The following is an 18,497-nucleotide window of genomic DNA, read 5'->3' as shown; positions in this document are numbered from 1 at the left end:
CAATCTACCTGAACGCCATGTCGCGCAGGAACAGCGCGATCTGCGGGAAAAAGATGAGCGCGGCGGAAACGCACAACAGGATCAGGATGAAGGGCGGCGTACCGCGCACGACATCCATGTAGGGCCGCTTGAACACCGCGATGGCGGTAAAGATGTCGCACCCGAACGGTGGCGTGGCCGAACCAATGGCGACCTGCAGCGTGATGATCGTTCCCACAAGCACTGGATCGAGACCGACCGCGTCCACCACCGGTGCGAAGATCGGCACGAGCACGAGGATCACCACGATCGGATCCACGAACATGCAGCCAATGAAAAATGCAATGGAGATGACGACGAGAACGCCGATCTGACCCATCTGGTCGATACCGATGCCGGCGAGAATCTCCTGCGGGATCTGTGCGAAGGAGATGACCCAGGAAAAGGCCGCTCCGGCACCGACGAGGATGAAGACCACCGCCGTGATGAGGCCCGTGGATTTCGCCGTGTCGTAGAGGCCTTTCATGTCGAGCTCGCGGAACACGACCATTTCAAGAAAGATCGCATAGAGCACGCAGGCGGCGGCCGCTTCCGTGGGGCTGAAGATGCCGCCATAGATGCCGCCGATGATAATGACCGGAAAGCCCAGCGGCCAAAGCGCGTCCCGCACCGCTATGAGACGCTCGCGCCAGCTTGCCTTTTCTTCCGTCGGAACATTGTTGCGCACGGCATAGATCCAAGAATAGATCGAGAAAAGGACCAGGATCAGGAGGCCGGGCCCGACGCCGGCGATGAAAAGCTCGGCGATCGACGTGTTCGACACCACGCCATAAATAATCATGCCGATCGACGGCGGGATCAGGAAGGCGATGTCGGAGGAATTGACGATCAGGGCAAGGATGAAGCTATCCTTGTAGCCGGCTTTGAGCATGCGCGGGCGCAGGGGCGAACCGATGGCAACGACGGTTGCCTGCGTCGAGCCGGATACGGCACCGAACATGGTGCAGGCGGCTGCGGTCGAAACGGCGAGGCCGCCGCGCAGGTGGCCCACGAAGGACATGACCAGGTTGATGAGGCGCCCGGCCGATTGGCCGCGCGTCATGATGTCGGCCGCGAAGATGAACATGGGAACGGCGATCAGCGAGGCCGGGCGGATGCCGGCCATCATCTGCTGCACCATCGTCTCCATTTGCGCCATTCCGCCGAACAGCGAATAGAAGCCGACGAAGGCGCCGATGATCAGCGGGATCATCATCGGGAAGCCCAGCAGCAGGAGGACGATCATGATGGAAAAGATAGTTACAGCCATGACCCGCCCTCAGACCTCGATCTCTTCGTCGTCGTAGCCCTCGATCACGTTGGTCGAGAGATAAATATCCTTTTCCAGCATGTTCTTGATCGCCGTCAGAATGTACTGAAGTCCGGTCATAAAGAAGCCGATAGGGACCCAAAGGTAGATGAGCCAGACCGGGATCTGTAGCGATGGCAGCACACGCCCCCGCCCGTGCAGGGTCAGGATGTATTGGGTCGAGTACCAGGCCAGTCCGAGCATGAAGACCGCCGTGATGAGCGCGATGATGATCATCAGCGGCTTGCGCAGCGCCGACGGAAGCGCGTCGTAAATGGCGGACATGCGGATATGCCGGCCCTGGCGGGCAGCGTAGCTGATTCCGGCAAAGGTAATCAGGATGATAAGAATGCGATTGAGCTCTTCGGAAAAGAAGAGGCTGCTTTGAAAGACGAAGCGGCCAATGACATTGGCGCTGGTGTTGGCCGCCAGAAGCAGCACGCCGGCAGCCAAAAACATCGATTCTAAACGGCCGATGACCGTGTCGACCGTCCCGAGAACGCCCGGCAGATCGGACTTGTATGGACCTGTGGCAACGTCGTCGACCGCAGTCGTATCCGTCTGCGACTGCAGCTGCGATTCGTTATGATCTTGCGGCACTTTTGTTGTTCCCCGCTCTTCTTTCAAAGCACCGGCCGGACGCCCCCCCGCGCCCGGCCGGGAATGTCGGCGGCTAGTTGCCTTGCGCCTGAGCCAGATCTTCCTTCATCTGGTTGAGGATCTCCTGACCGCTTTCGCCGGTCATTTCGACGAACTCCTCTTCAACCTGCGAGGCTGCTTCGATGAAGGGCTGGCGCTCCTCCTCAGACAGGATGTTTATCTGCACGTCGTCACCAGCGTCCTGCCTGATCTTATCCAGCGACTCCTCATGCAGACCCTTCTGGTATTCCACAATATGGTCGAACGCCGCGTCGGCCGCGTTCTGGACCACCTGCTGATCCTCTTCCGAAAGTCCGTCGAAGAAGTCTTTGTTGGCCATAACCGCAGTGGTGAAGTTGTTGTGGCCGAGACAGGTGATGACGGGGCTAACCTCGTACATGTTGGTCGACTCGATCCAGAAGACCGGATTTTCCTGGCCCTGAATGATGCCGGTCTGCAGAGCGCCGTAGACTTCGCCCCAGGGGAGCGGCGTCGGCGTGGCATTCCAGGCACGGTAGCTTTCAACCAGAAGCGGGTTGGTCATGACCCGGATCTTCACCTCGTTAAGGTCGTCCGGGCTGTGCACCGGCTCCTGCGTCGTTATGCAGACATCACCCTCCGGGAACATCTTCAGCAACTCGAGTCCCTGCTCGGCGTAGAGATCGGGGAACATGTCGTTAATGGCGACCGAGTTGCGGAAGAAGTCGACGAGGGTCTCGTGATCCTGCGGCAGGAGGTAAGGTACGAAGAAGACCTGCGCTTCCGGGATCAGGGCGCCCGTAAATCCTGGTGATTGATCGACGAATTCGAGGATGCCGGCCTGGGCCTGCTCCATAATGTCGGCGGATTCACCCAGCGTGCCGAAGGGGAAGAGCTGGATCTCGTGATCCGAGTTCGCCTCGATCTCCTCCTTGAACTTCTGGGCGTAGACGCCCTGAACGTCGGTCATCGCCTCTTCAAAGGCATATTTCCACGTCTCGGCAGACGCGGATCCAGCAGCAGCAGCCATTGCCACGGCCCCCGCGACACCTGCCAAAAGGTGGCTCTTGTATGACCTCATGATGTTCTCCTCTGTTGGTGAGTAGTATGTTTGCCTGCTTGCTGCAGACATGTCGCCACACTGATTCAGAGCAAATCAGCGGGCAGGCAACCAGCCCGGAACCGTGGCGAAACCCGGCGTGCGGACCGTCATGCGCGTCCTACCCCGCCCCGCATTATAGAGGCGGGCATTCCCGACGGTTCGAGAAGGGCTAAGCAGGAATTGAAAGAAGGTCTCGACCGCGCACCTTGCCGGCGCGAGAGAGCCGCCGCGCGGCTCCGATAACGGCCATTTCTGGTTTCGAATTTCGGGTGCGGTCAACCGCCCCTCCCTGCTCCTACGCTACATTTGCATCTAAACGTGAAACAGAGAAGGTGCGGAGTCAAATAGTTAATTAATCTCTCGGAATATTTTGTGACCTGCTCGCCGCGTCTTCATCGCGACACCAAAGACAAGAAAGGTTCACGCACGCGCTGAAGCTTGCCGGCTCAATACCTTCTTCAGATTGAACGCTGCCTCCATCAGGTCGCGCGTATATTCGCTTGCCGGCGCCCGGAAAACATCGCCGGTCGGCCCCTCTTCCACCACCCTCCCGGTGCGCATCACAATGGTGTAGTCGGACAACGCCTTTACCACCGCCAGGTCATGGCTGATGAAAATGTAGGACAGGCGATATCTCGCCTGTATATCCCGCAAAAGCGCGATAATCTGCTTCTGCACCGAGCGGTCCAGCGCAGAGGTCGGCTCATCCAGTACGATCACGGTCGGCTTCAGAACCACTGCGCGCGCGATCGCGATGCGCTGGCGCTGGCCTCCGGAAAATTCGTGCGGAAAGCGGTTGCGCACTGCCGGCTCGAGGCCAACCTCCCTCAGGGCTTGGGTGGCCGCCTCCTCGCGCTCGCGCCGTGTCATCTGCGGCTCATGAACCAGCAGGCCTTCGGTGATGATGTCGCCCACCGTCATGCGCGGACTTAAGCTGCCGAACGGGTCCTGGAACACCATTTGCAGGTTGCGCCGGTAGGGCCGCATGGCGGCCCTGTCGAAACCTTGAATCGGGGTGCCCTGGTACACCACGCGGCCTTCCGACGGCAGCAATTGCAGGAGAGCGCGGCCGAGCGTCGACTTGCCGGACCCGGACTCGCCGACAATACCGATCGTCTGCCCTTCGCGCAGGCTCAGTGTTACGTTCTGCACGGCTTTCAGCTCGAAACGCGGGGAAAGAAACCCGCTCGGCATCGAGAAGGTTACCGAGACGTCGTTCGCGTCGAGCAGGATCGGTGCCGTATCGGGCACCGGCGGTTTGCTGCCCTCTGGCTCGGCCGCCAGGAGCATTTTGGTGTAGTCCCTGGTCGGGCGCTGAAAAATGTCCTCGGTCTTTCCCTCCTCGACCACATTGCCGTGCTGCATCACATAAACGCGATCGGCAAAGGCCTCCACGATGGTGAGATCGTGCGTGATGAAGAGGATGGAGGTACCGAGCTTCTTCTGCAACTCCGCCAGCAGCCCGAGGATTTCGGCCTGAATGGTGACGTCCAGCGCCGTGGTCGGCTCATCGGCGATCAGGAGATCCGGATCGTTGGCCAGCGCCATGGCAATCATCACGCGCTGGCGCTGACCGCCGGAAAGCTCGTGCGGATAGGATTTCAGCCGGCGTTCCGGATCGGGGATATGGACGAGCTTCAGGAGCTCAAGCGCCCGCGCCCGCGCGGCGGATGCCGACAGCCCGCCATGTACGCGCAGCGGCTCGCTGATCTGCCGTTCGATCGTGTAGAGCGGGTCGAGCGATGTCATCGGCTCCTGAAAGATCATGGTGACCTTGGCGCCGCGAATGCGGTTGAGCTTTTCCCGCGGCATGCCGATGAGTTCCTGGCCGCGATAGGTGACGGAGCCCTCCACCCGGCCGTTGGAAGCCAGAAGCCCCATGGCCGCCATCATGATCTGGCTCTTGCCGGAGCCGGATTCGCCCACGACCGCGACGGTCTCGCCTGCCTTCACGTTCATATCGACACCGCGCACCGCTTCGACCGCGCCGTCGGGCGTCGCGAAGGTCACGCGGATATCGCGGATGTCGAAGATCGTTTCGGATGTGTCGGTCATCTCAGCGATCCTTCGGGTCTAGGGCGTCGCGCAGACCGTCGCCCAGAAAGTTCAATGCGAAGAGGAGGAGCGTCAGCGCCAGCGACGGGTAGAGCAGCATGTAGGCCGCGCCGCGCATGTTTCGCGCTCCCTCGGAGATCAGCACGCCCAGGCTCGTCAGAGGCTCCTGTACGCCCAGCCCCAGGAAGGAGAGAAAGCTTTCCAGGAGGATCACCTTGGGAATGAGCAGGGTCATGTAGACGATGACCGGACCCAGCGTGTTCGGGATGATGTGGCGGCGCAGAATGCCGCCCGAGTTGACGCCCAGCGCCTCGGCAGCCTGTACGAATTCGCGCCTTCTCAGCGAGATCGTCTGCCCGCGTACGATGCGTGCCATATCCAGCCACTCAACCGCGCCCACGGCGATGAACATGAGCACGATATTGCGCCCGAAGAACACAACGAGCAGGATGGCGAAAAACGTGAAGGGCAGCGCATAGAGAATATCGACGACGCGCATCATTGCGTTGTCGATACGCCCGCCGAGGAAGCCCGCCGTGGCGCCGTAGAGCACGCCGATGAGCAGGGCGACACCCGTCGCCAGCACTCCGATCATCAGCGAAATCCGAACGGAAATAAGTATCCGCGCCAAGAGATCGCGCCCGTTCGCATCCGTGCCGAAGATGAAATGCAGACGCTCGACGTCGGCCGCCAACACGATGGACCGACCGTTGCTGCTCTGCTCCACGACGCGCGCATTCGAAAACAGGTCCGAGCGATCGAAATAACGGGTCACGCGCGGGTCTATTTCCCGGCTTGAGTTGGCCTCCACACGCAGCGTGCTCCCGTCGAGCTCGACAGAGCCCAGATCGAGGCGGGCGCGTGTCACGACGCTTTCGATTTCCGGAATGATGGCATCCTCTCGCGGATAGGCTTCGAGGCTGGCGGGTACCTTCACGAAATCCGGGTAGACCTTGGCGTAGTGATGGGGCGCCAGCATCGGGCCGAAAACACCCGCGAAGATGAAAATGACGAGGAGACAGAGGCTCGCCATCGCGGCCTTGTTGCGGCGCAGCCGCAACAAGGCTGTGGCCCACAACGAGCGGCTGGCCATCTGGCCGTCCGCAGCTGCCTCGGGTACGTTGGTTGCAATATCAGTCATAACGCACTCTCGGATCCAGGGCGGCGTAGAGCAGATCGACGATCAAATTGAAGATAACCACGAAAACCGCGATGATGATCACGGTGCCCATCACCAGCGTGTAGTCGCGGTTGAGCGCACCCTGCACGAAATATCGGCCGATGCCGGGAAGGCCGAAGATGGTTTCCACGACAACGGAACCGGTCAACAATGCCGCCGCCGCCGGCCCCAGATACGAGACCACCGGCAGACAGGCCGCACGCAGGGAATGCACACCGACAATCATGCGCATGGGCAGTCCATAGGCGCGCGCGGTACGGACATGGTCGGAGCGCAGCGCCTCGATCATGGAGCCGCGGATCAGCCGTGCGACGATGGCCACCTGGGGCAATGCCAGCGTGATAACCGGCAGGATCATGCTTGACGGTCCGCCCCAGCCGCCGGCGGGAAGCATACTCAGCCACACACCGAAGATCAGCGACAGCACGGGGGCGACTACAAAGTTCGGGACGGTGATGCCGAAAGTCGCCACCGCCGTCACGCCGTAGTCGATCCAGGAGTTCTGCCGCAGCGCGGCTATGCAGCCGAGCAGCGATCCGACCAGGAGCGCGACAAGCAAAGCCATGCCGCCAAGCTGGATGGATACCGGCAGGCCGTTGCCGAGCAACTGCTGCACGGAGAAGTCACGATAGATGAAGCTCGGTCCCAGGTCGCCGCGCGCCAGATTGCCGAGATAGTAGAAGTACTGCTCCCACAGGGGACGGTCCAGGTGGAAGACGCGGTTCAAGTTCTCCAGCACCTTGGCTTCCAGCGCGCGCTCGCGGTCGAACGGACCGCCGGGTGCGACGCGCATGAGGAAGAAGGCGAAGGTGATGACAAGAAACAGCGTCGGGATCGCCCCGAGCAGGCGCCGCAACACATAGCGGAGCATTGGCTCGCCTCTCTTGCTGTACGACCGGGGGCCACCCCAAGGGGCAGCCCCCGCCCGTGACTCTCTTACTCAGAGATGCTCATGAAGCGGGTGGCATGGACGTTTTGAATATTGTCCTTCCAGCCCTCGAGCTTGGGCGAAACCAGCGAGTGAGAGGAATAGTAAAGCAGAGGGATATAGGGCGTGTCGCGAACGAAGATCTCTTCCGCCTGACGCAGAATTTGCGCCCGCTTCTCCAGATCGGTTTCCTCCGCTGCCTGATCCAGCAGGGCGTCATACTCCGGGTTGTCGTACTTGGCGTAGTTGAAGCCCGGATTGTCGCTGCGGACCAGGAACAGGAAATTCTGCGGATCCGAATAGTCACCGATCCAGCCGGCGCGCGCTACCTCGTAATCGTCGCTGTCACGCAGATGCGCGTAGTGAGCAGAGGCGTCGCGAACGTTGAAGGTCACATTGACGCCGAGCGGCGCCCACATGTCGGCAATTGCAGTGGCGGTGTTCTTATGGTTTTCGGAATTGTTATAGGACAGCTCCAGCTCGAGCGGATTGTCGGGGCCGTACCCGGCTTCCTCCATCAGCGCGATCGCCTGATCCTCGCGGTCGAGAATCGAGAGATCTGCCCATTCCGGCTTGACGGGCTCGACATCATAATTGCCGATTCCGGGCGGAACCAGACCGAACGCCGGGATCATCGAGCCGGACCAGATTTCATCGGCAACGAAGTCACGGTCGATCACCATCGACAGCGCCTGGCGTACGCGCGGGTCTTTGAGCGACTCTTTCTGGGTGTTGAGCGAATAGTAGTAGGTGCCAAGATAAGGGGGAGTCCGGACCTGGTCGCCAAGCCGCTCCTTGATGGATTCCAGCTGGTCGGCGGGAAGATCGGAACAGCTATGCACCTCGCCCGCCTCGAAACGGCGCACGCAGTTAGCCCTGTCCTCGAACGGGATATACTCGATGCGGTCGATGGAGACGCTGTCGGCCTCGCGGAACTCGGGGTTCTTTTCCATCACGATCTTGTCGTTGGGCGTGAAGGAGACGAGCGTATAGGCGCCGTTTGACACCATGTTTTCCGGCCGGACGAAATCGGAGCCATGTTCCTCGACGCTTGCCGGATTAACAGGAAGGCCCGTCTGGTGCGTCAACAGCTCCAGGAAGTAAGGTGTCGGGCGCTCGAGCGTGATCTCCAGCGTCTTCTCATCGACAGCTTCCACGCCGAGTTCGCTCGGATCGAGTCCGCCGGTGTGAATCTGTTCCGCGTTCTTAATTGGATAGAGAATATTGGCGTATTTCGCGCCGGTATCGGGCGTCATTATGCGTTGGAACGAATAGACGAAATCCTCTGCCTTGACCGGATCGCCATTGGACCAGCTTGCGTCTTCGCGCAGATGGAACGTGTAGGTGCGTCCGTCATCGGAAACGTCCCAACTTTCCGCCACGCCGGGGATAACGTTGGCTTCCGGGTCATAGATCACAAGCCCTTCATAAAGGTCGCGCAGGAGATGCGCTTCCGAAATGGTTGAGGTCTTGTGCTGGTCGAGCGTCTCGGGGTCCCCGTCATTGCCGCGGACGTAGGTGGTCTGCGCGAGCGCGGCGGTTGCCATCGCCAACACGCCGGTCGCGGCAAGCGTACCGGTCAGTACAGATCGAAATCGGTCTATTCCCATGATCATCACTCCCAGTTCTTCGCATTCAGCGATTTTTGTCGATCTGGCTGTTCGCGACTGCGCCAAACTTCCGCCCCTGCCACGCGACAGGGCTCCGGGCGGCCTTTTTCCCCTTTTCAAGGACGGACGATCGGTAGGCCGGAACGGCTGAAAATGCGCGGCGCCCGTCTTCGCCTGGGCTGGTCGAAAACGCCTGTTGCATTTCCCCGATTTTCCCTCCCCAAAAGCAGCCCGACTGCTTGTGCGGATACTGGTGCGCTCGTGAATGAGCCAAGGTTGAAATGCGATTACGCACACAAATTCCGTACACGTCAAACAAAAATAGGGAAAAACCTGAACGGGAAAGAACCGCTCCAAAACTCAACCGCAATTGTAATGAAATTTCCGAAGCCCGTCTCACTCGGGAACGAAACTGCGCTGCTGCCCACGGGCGCCGGCAGACAACCCTAGCGCGAGTTCAGTGCGTGTTCCCCCTCCCCCGGTATGCAACTGGGCGGTTTTCCGCCGTGGAGCTGATTGCCCAATCCAAGCGGTTGGCGCTAGAAAGAGGAACCATTCACCTTCCTAAAAATTATCTTTGTCGCTGTGGGAACATTTCGCCGACACGCCGGGGGCTCGATGATCGATACCGTTAAGAATGACGCGCGTCCTATGCCTCAGGGGGATGGGGGAATATATCGGCTCCTCGTGGAGGCGATCACCGACTATGCTGTCTACATGCTGGATAAAGACGGGTTCGTAATCAGCTGGAATTCTGGAGCGACGAGAATCACGGGATACGAATCCGCCGACGTTGTCGGAAAGCACTTCTCACGTTTCTTTACACCCGAGGACCTAGACGTTGAAGTGCCGGGTAGGGCCATTGCTACCGCAGCCCTGGAAGGCAGATACGATATCGAGGGCTGGAGCGTCCGGAAGGACGGGACGCGGTTTTGGAGCCATCTTGCCATCGATCCCATCCGCGATCCCACGGGCGAGTTGATCGGCTATGCCACCATCACGCGCGACCTTACCGAGCGAAAAGCAGCCGAGGTCGCACTCAAGCGCAGCGAAGAACAATTTCGACTCCTCGTTCAAAGCGTCACCGATTACGCGATTTACATGCTCGATCCCGACGGACACATCGTCAGTTGGAATACAGGTGCGCAAAAGATCAAGGGCTATCTGCCCAGGGAGATCATCGGCGAGCACTTTTCACGCTTCTACACTGAGGAGGAGCGGCAACGCGGTGAGCCGCAACGCGGGCTCCGCATCGCTGCCGAACATGGGAGATTTGAGAAGGAGGGCTGGCGCGTTCGCAAAGATGGCACTCAGTTCTGGGCGAGCGTCGTCATCGACGCGATCCGGGACGAGCAAGGCGAACATGTCGGATTCGCGAAGATTACACGCGACATCACCGAGAAGAAGGAAGCGCAGGACGCACTGGAAGAAACGCGAGAGGCGCTATTCCAGTCTCAGAAGCTGGAGTCCATTGGCCAGCTTACTGGCGGAGTCGCGCATGATTTCAATAATCTGCTCATGGTGATCCTAAGCAGCCTCGATCTCATACGAAAGCGCCTGCCGCGGGACGATAGCAGGCTTACTTCCCTCGTGGAAAACGCCGTTCAGGCGGCGCAGCGCGGGGCCAGTTTGACAAAGCGGATGCTGGCTTTCGCCCGCCGTCAGGAGATGGATCGCAAGGCGGTCGACCTGCCGAAGCTTGTGCAAGGGATCAGCGAACTCCTGCAACGCTCACTCGGGCCGTCAATCCAGATCAAGACCCGGTTCCCGGCAGCGCTTCCGAAGGTTTACACGGATGCCAACCAATTGGAGACGGCGATATTGAACCTTGCTGTCAATGCACGCGATGCCATGCCGGACGGCGGTCCTTTGCTCTTGTCGGCGCAGGAGGACGTTATAGAGGCGCACCACCGGACGAAGCTTCCTTCCGGGCGGTACGTCCGCTTTTCCGTTAAGGATGCGGGCGGAGGTATGGACCAAGAAACCGCCTCGCGCTCTATCGAACCGTTCTTTTCCACGAAGGGCACCGGTAAGGGTACCGGACTTGGCTTGCCGATGGTTCACGGATTTGCCGAGCAGTCCGGTGGGCGCCTTGCAATCAGGAGCGAAATCGGCGTCGGCACGACCGTCGACTTATGGCTGCCTACCGCCGAAGCCGCTGAGGAGGAGGAGCAGGAAAAGGTTCCTTCCTCCGATGATACAGATCGCGGGCTACAGAATCTTGTGGTGCTTGCCGTTGATGACGACGCACTCGTCCTGACGAACACTGCAGCGATCCTGGAGGACCTCGGGCATGTCGTTTTCGAAGCGACATCGGGCCAAGAAGCGCTTGAAGTGCTCAAGAAGGAGCAGGTCGACGTTGTTGTCACCGACCAGGCGATGCCTCGAATGACTGGCGCGCAACTTGCCAAAAGAATTGAGGCCGAGCGGACGGACCTGCCAATCGTCCTGGCAACCGGCTATGCTGAACTTTCGGATGGAGTAGGACACGGTCTCCCGCGCCTTGCAAAACCATTCACACAGAAGGAGCTCGCACAGGCGATCGACGAAGCCCTTCTGCAAAAAGGCCGCAAGCCCCAGCTCTAGCCGCTAGTCCGGCGGCGGGGCTCTTAGTGCTTGGGCAGGCTGACGCGATACGCCTTCGAGCGTAGCCTCTCCGCATGGCCGGCCACGGTCGCAAATGGAACTCTGATCTAGTCGCGTCCGGCTTCTTCGCTGCCGGGCCCGTGTCGCTTGCCATCTTCCTGCTGCTGATCGCTCTTACCATCCGTCTTGTCGCCCTTTTTGGGCCCAGACTTCTTCAACTGGCGATCAACTGCCTCACGTGAACCTTCGGCCGGGTTTTCGGGATGCGGGGTCGTTGGCATGGGACTTCCTCCATTGGGAATGATCCAACCAGCGCGCCAGTGCAAAAGTTCCCCTTTCGCCGCGTCCTGCTTCCGCTTCATCGCCACGCGCTGGCCAGCCTGCTAATCTATCGACGCCAAAACGGTGAAAGCGCTACTTTTTCAGCGCGTCCCTCACGGCGTCTTTAGCCTTGCCGACGCCCTTCTGGATCTTCCCTTCAGACTTGTCGGCTTTCCCGTCGGTGCGTAGCTTTTCATCACCGGTGGCCTTTCCGGCGGCTTCTTTCGCGGTGCCGCGCATATTCTTAGCGGAACCCTTTGCCTCGTCCTTGTGCATTTCGCTCGTCCTTGTTCGTCTCCGGCTGAACGCCGAGTGCATTCTAACAAGCGCAAACGCAGATTGTTCAGCATCAGTCTGTGCTGCGGAGCTTTTTCTTGCCTTTGAGGACACGGGACTCCGAGCCTGGCTGCCCGTAAGAAAAGGGCAGCCTTTGAAGCTGCCCTCATCTATGTACCAACGGGTGCTAGTCGCGGCGCTCGTGTCTCAGCCACCTGCGACGACGCTCGTCGCGAAAATCTCGGCGCTCGTCGCGTACATCTCTTCGGGCCTCCCGACCGTCTCTACGATCCGCGCGGTCGCGGTCCCCACGGTCCCAGCGGTCACCATCCCGGTCTCTACCACGATCCCAGCGGTCACCATCCCGATCCCTGCCGCGATCCCCCCGGTCAGCTTGGCGGTCACGGTCGCGGTCCCAGCGGTCACGGTCGCGATCGCGATCCCAACGGTCGCGGTCATGGTCACGGCGATGGTCCCAGCGATCGCGGTCACGGTAGAAGGAGCGACCGCGATAGTGGTTGTCCCAATAGCTTCCGAACGAGAATGTGATGGCCGGAGCTCTCGACGCGGTTACCGCACCTGCGCCCGTGTAGCGTCTACCGCTTTCCAGAAACGCCAGATAGCTCGACGACATCCAGCCGCGCTGCCCTGCGTATCTCACGTCGCACCACGACCTGTTGCTGAGGCAACCTACCACGCTCACATTGTCTCCATTGCCGACGACGTTGACTACCGGATAATTTGTGGAAGGACCGGCGCGAAGATTTACGTCTGCGGTCGCGATGGCCGATGCCGCCAGAGCCATGCCCGGCGTGGCGATGGCGGCTACAAAGACTGCCGCTCCAATGGTTTTTTGTAACATACGAACCTCTCTTGTTGGTCAGCCTGTTAACGCGCAGGCGATTGGATGGTTCGTATTACCGCAGTCTACATGACCCTATGCTGAATGGGCCGTTCAACAACAATTCAACGGTACTGCCTTCGTTATGCCGCGTCCTCCCGCTCTTCGCCTCGCGCTGACGCCGGCGCTCATTGCGCTTCTGCGCCAGGACTCGGCTCCGTCCACCTCGACGCGGTCAATGACACTCTTCCGGCCGGCATTCCTCTGGCATTGCTCAGGACGCTTTCGCCTCGAACGCCGGCGGGAAATCGCCGAGCGCCTTCGCTTCGTTGATCCGCGCGCCGATATCCCCCTCGATTATCGACTCAAGCTGAGCGAAGCTGTCGATGACGTAGTAGATCGGCTGGACAATATCGATCCGGTAAGGTGTGCGCAGCACGGTCATCAGGTCGAAGGGCCGGAACTCGCAGTCTGTCGATTCCATGGCGTTATGCGTCTCGCTCGGCGACGACACGACACCCGCGCCGTAGCAGCGCCGGCCTTTAGGCGTGTCGATCAGCCCGAACTCCACCGTAAACCAGAAGATGCGGAACAGGTGCCACGAGTAGCCCTTGCCGAGCTTGACGGCCTTTTCTCCGAAGCGGCGGACAAAGTTGGCGTAGCTTTGGTTGGTAAGCATCGGGCAGTGGCCGAAGACCTCGTGAAAAAGGTCGGGTTCCTCGATGTAGTCGATATGCTCGCGCCGTCGCATGAAGGTGGCGAGTGGGAACTTGCCCTGCGAAAGCAACTCGTAAAAGCGTGAGGGCGGGATGAGGGCCGGCACGCCTTCGACGCCGAAGCCTGTGCTTTCGTTGAGCCGCTGGTTCACGTCCTTGAGTTGTGGAACCTTATCCGGTCTTAGACCCAGCGTCCGAACCCCTTCGAGGTATTCGTCGCAGGCTTTGTCGGCGAGCAGCGCCATCTGCCTCCGGTAGAGCTCGCCCCAGATCGCATCCTCCTCGGGCGTGTATAGATAGGTGCCGTCCGGCTCCGGAAGTTTGGCGGTATAGGTACTTTCCTTGGTCATGACGCCTCCTCATCGTCAGGACAGATTGCTGTTGCAATTATAGCCGTGGCGGGCTGAGTATTTGTTTCAGATTTGCCAGCTATCGACCCACTGGCGGGAGGATTTTTCAGAATGCCGTCAAACATGAACGAGCGTTTTCAACCGCTGCGTCGGTTACTTCGGCTAATCCAATCCGATAGCGACCAGTCGCTTGCGGAACTGGCGGAACAAGCCGGCATGTCGCAGAGCTCGGCCTGGCGCAGGCTCCAGGAGTTGGAAGCCGAGGGCGTGATCCGAAAGCGCGTCGCGCTGCTAGATCCGGCCAGGCTCAACCTGAAACTCTGCATCATCGCGCATGTGACGCTGGAGTATCATCATGACGAGGCGCTCGCCTCCTTTTCTGCCGTCGTCAGGGATCGCCCGGAAATCATGGAGTGCTATGCGCTCTCAGGCACCTTCGACTACATGCTGAAAATACGCGCGGTTGATGTCGAAAGCTATGAAGCGTTCATGACGCGTTACCTGATGCGCAATCCGCATGTTCGAACGGTCGTATCGAGTTTCGTACTGCGGGAACTCAAATCGACGACCGAACTGCCGATTTAAAAGTCGGGACGTTGGCAGGTGACGCGTGTGTGTATACCAAGGGTATTACATTCTCGCTCGGACGAAATGACAGGGTGGAGTTCTCGCGTCGGAGCTCCCGGTTTGTGATGGGGTGATATCCTAAAGCGCTCGATTGCAGGAAATCCGCGTATCTTGAAAAAGAAGCGGAGTTTCATGGAATACCTACCGCAGAGATTGTGCTTGTTCGCGCCAATGCTAGCTGGCGTGAGGCGATTCGGCCAGGCAGGAGTTCGACTGCCTAGGTCCTGCTATCGCTTCTGCGCCCGGTGATTAAACGTCGAATTACTCGGGGGCTGTTATGGCGAAGAAGATCGCATCCGCGGGCGCTGCCAATGTGCGCAATGAACAGGCGATCTCTGCGAGGAGCGTAAATCGAACCCTCATATCGCCTCTTCTGCTGGCTGCCGGCCTTATGTTCACTGCGGCGCCGACACAGGCTGCCGACTATGCGACTGGCGGGAGCAGCGAGTATCGCGACGACGTCCTGTGGCTCACCTGGAGTGATTCCGCCACATACAGCAGCTCCAACAGGCCGGAGCTCAATGTTGGCGCCACGACCTCTGCGAGTATTCCCGTTGCCGGCGGCATCTCGCTCGATGTCACCTGCTCCCTGTCCAGCATCACTCATGACCCCGGCGGTGACGAGCAGCTCTACGCCTATCGCCCCGGCGATTGGACGGGCGACAGCCTGGACGATCTTTACAACATCGGCGGCACCGGCACGAGCAATCAGCTCATAAACGGCATCATGCGGTCTGACGGCCGCTCGACCTTCACGGTGAGTTGTACCGCCACGCTTGGCAGCGACCCCTATCCGCTGCAGGGCCTGGTGATGGCCGATGCCGAGTCGATCAACAACGGCCCCGAATATGTGCAGTCCACCGCCGACGGTAAATGGTTCGCGGTGGAGATGCGCAAAAATGTCAGCGCCGGCGCCTACTACGCTGAAAAAAGCGCAGACGGGCGGACGATCCGCTTCGGTCCCGGCAATGACGACAACACCGCCGCGATATCCTTTCTGGCCTTCGACACGCCCGCGCCAAATGTCAGTATGGACTTCGACATCGAGGGCGGCGGAAACACGGCGATCGCGATCGGTCTGCTCGCGCCTTATGCGGACTTCAGCGATGCGCCCGCCAGCTATGGCGAGGTCATGCACCTCGTTTCCGATCTACGGTTCGACTCCGACAATATTCCCGAAGACGGAAACCAGTACGACATCAACACCAACAGCTATGAGCCCGGTGGCATTCTCCCGCCCGGCAACGACTATCTCGGCACGCGAGGACCGGATACCGAGTTGGAGGCCTCGCATACCGACGGGGCTGACGGAGAGACTGCGGAGGAGGAAGATGCCTGGCCTGAAAACTACATCATCAGCGTGTTGCAGGCCGGCGAGGAACTGACCGAAACCATTCAGTGTACCGGCACGGGCACGGTCGCCGGCTGGATCGACTTCGACCGCAGCGGCACCTTCGACAATCCCCACGAGAGAACCGATGCCCAGTGCTCCGGCGGCGAGGCGGTGCTGACCTGGACCATTGCGCAGGATCTCACCGTCGGTGTCAGCTATGTCCGCCTGCGTTACTCGAACAACCCGACCTCCCTTGCCGATCCCACCGGCACCGCAACCGACGGCGAGGTCGAAGATCATTCGCTTACCGTGATCGCCCCCAGCCTTGCGATCTCGAAGAGCAGCAATGCCGCGGGCGATGTCTGGCAGGTGGACGAGGCCGGTACGTCCTACCAGTTTACTGTCACCAATCAGGGCGCCGTCGGCACGGGCGATCCCGCCAACGGCGTCGATCCGGCCGAGGTCACGGTGCTGGACCAGTTGCCGGACGGCATTCTGCCAGACTGGACGGGCACGCACACGAGCAGTGGCTGGACCTGCACCTTTTCCGGCCAGCTCGTCACCTGCACCACCGACCAGCTCATCGCCGCCAGCGGCGATGCGGGGGATACGGTGCAGTTTGACGTGCCGGTCCAGTTGACCGCCGCCGCGGTGGGCGATCAGGTCAACCATGCCAGCGTCGGTGGCGGGCGCGACCCATTCAACGACGGAAATCCGCCGACCCCCGGCCCAAGCTGCACCGACCATTGTGCGCAGTACACGGTCACCATCGAAGCCTCGCCGGCAGTGGAAGTGGAGAAGACGGTCGATCAGACCAGCATCAACGCGCCGGCTACACTCAACTACACCATCGTTCTGCGCAACACCGGGAATATTCCTCTCACCGATGTCCAGCCCACGGACACGCTGCCCGACGGGCAGGCGGGCGCTCTTGCCGGGCCTGCGGGGGACACTGACGGCGATGGCGAGCTCGATCTCGACGAAGAGTGGGAATACACCGCGACCTACGACGCCACCCAGGCCGACATCGATGCCGGCGATACCCTCGTCAACACCGTCTCGGTGGCGGCCAATGAGCTGACCGGACCGGTAGTGGACACCGCCGACACCACCATTACGCATGTGCCGGCCCTTACCATCGAAAAGAGCAGCACGCTCAACGATCCGGATGGTGATGGGATCGCCGAGGCCGGTGAGACGATCTCCTACAGCTTCGAGGTGGAGAACATCGGCAACACCACCCTGACGGACGTCACGGTGGACGATGCGCTGGTGAATGTCGCCGAGGCGCCGCAGACGCTTGCGCCGGGTGACACCTTCATCTTCAACGCCGAATACACGCTGACCCAAGCGGACGTCGATGCCAGCAGGGTGGATAACACGGCCACCGCCACCGGAACCGATCCGAATGGCGATCCGGTGGATAGCCCTCCCGATTCCGCGATAACCCAACTGGAGGTTCAGCCGGGCCTGGATATCGAAAAGTCGGGTGCATGGAACGATGCCGACGGCGATGGAGTGGCCGATGTCGGCGAGACCATCACCTACAGCTTCCTGGTCGAGAACGTCGGCAACGTCACCCTCACCGACGTCACGGTGGACGATGCGATCGTGACGGTCAACGAAGCGGCGCAGACGCTTCAGCAGGGCGAAAGCTTTACCTTCAGCGCCGACTACACGCTCACTCAGGACGATTTGAATACCGGGCGGGTGATAAATACCGCCACCGCCACAGGAACCGATCCGGGCGGCGATCCTGTGGAAAGTCCCGAAGACGGTACAGAGACGCTGCTGCCGTCACAGCCGGAGCTTCTCCTGGAGAAGACGGGAAGCTGGAACGATGAGGACGGCGATGATCTGGCCGACGCGGGCGAGACCATCACCTACAACCTGCGGGTCGAGAACACCGGCACCGTGACCGTCGAGAACGTCACCGTGAACGATCCCATGGTCACGGTGAACGAGGCGCCACAGACGCTTGCTCCGGGCGACGCCTTCACGTTTACCGCCGACTACACACTCACCCAGGACGATGTGGACACCGGCGAGGTGGAGAACACCGCACAGGCGACGGGCACGACACCTGGCGGCGACCCGGTGGACAGCCCCGAGGACACGGCGGAAACCACGCTGCCCCAGGAGCCCGCGCTCGCGATCGAAAAGGAGGGCGCGTGGCAGGACACCAATGGTGACGGCTTCACCGGCGCGGATGACGAGATCGTCTATTCGCTGCGTGTCGAGAACACCGGCAATATGACAATCGAGAGCGTCGAACCCGTCGATCCGGGTCCGCTCTTCAACGGTCAGCAGGGCAGCGGCACGTTCTCGGCCTTCTCGCCGGAGTCGCTCACCCTGGCGCCGGGCGAGTCACAGGTCTTCGTCGCTACTTACCGGCTTTCCCAGTCGGACGTCGGCGCGGCGGCGGGCCAGGACAGCGGCGTCACGAATGAGGCCCGCGCCACGGGTGTCACGCCGGCGGGTGGCCGCACTGCGGTCCAACAAGTGGAGTCGGATGTCGGCGCCTCGATCCTTTCACTGCCGGCGGCGGTCAGCCGCATCTCCGTCGTGAAGATCGCGAACCTCCGACAGATCCGCCGGGGTGAGCAGGTGCCGTTCACGATCCGGGT

General features: G+C 60.5%; 14 protein-coding genes. 3 read left to right on the top strand and 11 right to left on the bottom strand.

The window, feature by feature from the left end; genetic code table 11:
• Positions 1–4: 4 nt before the first annotated feature.
• From LY631_RS19110 to LY631_RS19080, 7 genes are all read right to left on the bottom strand, one after another.
• Positions 5–1,288, bottom strand: a complete 1,284-nt coding sequence (locus LY631_RS19110; protein WP_274427195.1) for a TRAP transporter large permease — start codon at positions 1,286–1,288, stop codon at positions 5–7.
• Positions 1,289–1,297: 9 nt separating this feature from the next.
• Positions 1,298–1,927, bottom strand: a complete 630-nt coding sequence (locus LY631_RS19105; RefSeq protein ID WP_274427194.1) for a TRAP transporter small permease — start codon at positions 1,925–1,927, stop codon at positions 1,298–1,300.
• Positions 1,928–2,000: 73 nt separating this feature from the next.
• Positions 2,001–3,026, bottom strand: a complete 1,026-nt coding sequence (locus tag LY631_RS19100; protein WP_274427192.1) for a TRAP transporter substrate-binding protein — start codon at positions 3,024–3,026, stop codon at positions 2,001–2,003.
• Positions 3,027–3,467: 441 nt separating this feature from the next.
• A complete protein-coding gene (locus LY631_RS19095; protein WP_274427191.1) occupies positions 3,468–5,102 on the bottom strand; it encodes an ABC transporter ATP-binding protein in 1,635 nt (544 codons plus the stop codon).
• 1 nt (position 5,103) lies between these two features.
• Positions 5,104–6,243, bottom strand: coding sequence for an ABC transporter permease (locus tag LY631_RS19090; protein WP_274427190.1), 1,140 nt, complete (start codon positions 6,241–6,243; stop codon positions 5,104–5,106).
• Complete coding sequence (gene oppB / locus LY631_RS19085; protein ID WP_274427189.1) at positions 6,236–7,153, bottom strand: oligopeptide ABC transporter permease OppB; 918 nt, start codon at positions 7,151–7,153, stop codon at positions 6,236–6,238. Before oppB ends, LY631_RS19090 begins: the two co-directional genes overlap by 8 nt.
• Before the next feature lie 65 nt (positions 7,154–7,218).
• Positions 7,219–8,820, bottom strand: coding sequence for a peptide ABC transporter substrate-binding protein (locus tag LY631_RS19080; RefSeq protein WP_274427188.1), 1,602 nt, complete (start codon positions 8,818–8,820; stop codon positions 7,219–7,221).
• Between the two features lie 618 nt (positions 8,821–9,438).
• Between LY631_RS19080 and LY631_RS19075 the strand changes: the two genes are divergently transcribed.
• Entirely contained in the window at positions 9,439–11,406 is a 1,968-nt protein-coding gene (locus LY631_RS19075; RefSeq protein ID WP_274427187.1) for a hybrid sensor histidine kinase/response regulator, read from the top strand.
• A gap of 107 nt (positions 11,407–11,513) precedes the next feature.
• On the opposite strand, the gene LY631_RS19070 is transcribed toward LY631_RS19075, so the two are convergent.
• From LY631_RS19070 to LY631_RS19055, 4 genes are all read right to left on the bottom strand, one after another.
• Positions 11,514–11,687, bottom strand: a complete 174-nt coding sequence (locus tag LY631_RS19070) for a hypothetical protein (protein ID WP_274427186.1) — start codon at positions 11,685–11,687, stop codon at positions 11,514–11,516.
• A 133-nt stretch (positions 11,688–11,820) separates the two neighbouring features.
• Positions 11,821–12,003, bottom strand: a complete 183-nt coding sequence (locus LY631_RS19065) for a CsbD family protein (protein ID WP_274427185.1) — start codon at positions 12,001–12,003, stop codon at positions 11,821–11,823.
• A gap of 187 nt (positions 12,004–12,190) precedes the next feature.
• On the bottom strand, positions 12,191–12,865 hold the full coding sequence (locus tag LY631_RS19060) for an SH3 domain-containing protein (protein WP_274427184.1): 675 nt from the start codon (positions 12,863–12,865) through the stop codon (positions 12,191–12,193).
• A gap of 253 nt (positions 12,866–13,118) precedes the next feature.
• Positions 13,119–13,910: a phenylalanine 4-monooxygenase gene (locus LY631_RS19055; protein ID WP_274427183.1), complete on the bottom strand. Its 792-nt coding sequence runs from the start codon at positions 13,908–13,910 to the stop codon at positions 13,119–13,121.
• A 111-nt stretch (positions 13,911–14,021) separates the two neighbouring features.
• Between LY631_RS19055 and LY631_RS19050 the strand changes: the two genes are divergently transcribed.
• Both LY631_RS19050 and LY631_RS19045 read left to right on the top strand, forming a co-directional pair.
• The gene (locus LY631_RS19050; RefSeq protein ID WP_445082917.1) at positions 14,022–14,495 is read left to right on the top strand and encodes an Lrp/AsnC family transcriptional regulator; all 474 of its coding nucleotides are present in this window, start codon (positions 14,022–14,024) and stop codon (positions 14,493–14,495) included.
• Between the two features lie 319 nt (positions 14,496–14,814).
• Positions 14,815–18,497, top strand: a 3,683-nt coding sequence (locus tag LY631_RS19045; RefSeq protein ID WP_274427182.1) for a CshA/CshB family fibrillar adhesin-related protein, incomplete at its 3' end; no start/stop codon positions are given.

The sequence above is a fragment of the Chelativorans sp. YIM 93263 genome (assembly GCF_028767125.1).
Classification (GTDB): domain Bacteria; phylum Pseudomonadota; class Alphaproteobacteria; order Rhizobiales; family Rhizobiaceae; genus Chelativorans.
The sequence above is the reverse complement of the archived record's forward strand: the minus strand, read 5'-3'. Positions and strand labels throughout refer to the sequence as shown.

Excerpts from the sequence above, each read along its gene's own strand:
- LY631_RS19110 (WP_274427195.1), bottom strand. The coding sequence starts at position 1,288 with ATGGCTGTAACTATCTTTTCCATCATGATCGTCCTCCTGCTGCTGGGC.
- LY631_RS19100 (WP_274427192.1), bottom strand. The coding sequence starts at position 3,026 with ATGAGGTCATACAAGAGCCACCTTTTGGCAGGTGTCGCGGGGGCCGTG.
- LY631_RS19095 (WP_274427191.1), bottom strand. The coding sequence starts at position 5,102 with ATGACCGACACATCCGAAACGATCTTCGACATCCGCGATATCCGCGTG.
- LY631_RS19090 (WP_274427190.1), bottom strand. The coding sequence starts at position 6,243 with ATGACTGATATTGCAACCAACGTACCCGAGGCAGCTGCGGACGGCCAG.
- oppB (WP_274427189.1), bottom strand. The coding sequence starts at position 7,153 with ATGCTCCGCTATGTGTTGCGGCGCCTGCTCGGGGCGATCCCGACGCTG.
- LY631_RS19080 (WP_274427188.1), bottom strand. The coding sequence starts at position 8,820 with ATGGGAATAGACCGATTTCGATCTGTACTGACCGGTACGCTTGCCGCG.
- LY631_RS19075 (WP_274427187.1), top strand. The coding sequence starts at position 9,439 with ATGATCGATACCGTTAAGAATGACGCGCGTCCTATGCCTCAGGGGGAT.
- LY631_RS19070 (WP_274427186.1), bottom strand. The coding sequence starts at position 11,687 with ATGCCAACGACCCCGCATCCCGAAAACCCGGCCGAAGGTTCACGTGAG.
- LY631_RS19065 (WP_274427185.1), bottom strand. The coding sequence starts at position 12,003 with ATGCACAAGGACGAGGCAAAGGGTTCCGCTAAGAATATGCGCGGCACC.
- LY631_RS19060 (WP_274427184.1), bottom strand. The coding sequence starts at position 12,865 with ATGTTACAAAAAACCATTGGAGCGGCAGTCTTTGTAGCCGCCATCGCC.
- LY631_RS19055 (WP_274427183.1), bottom strand. The coding sequence starts at position 13,910 with ATGACCAAGGAAAGTACCTATACCGCCAAACTTCCGGAGCCGGACGGC.
- LY631_RS19050 (WP_445082917.1), top strand. The coding sequence starts at position 14,022 with ATGCCGTCAAACATGAACGAGCGTTTTCAACCGCTGCGTCGGTTACTT.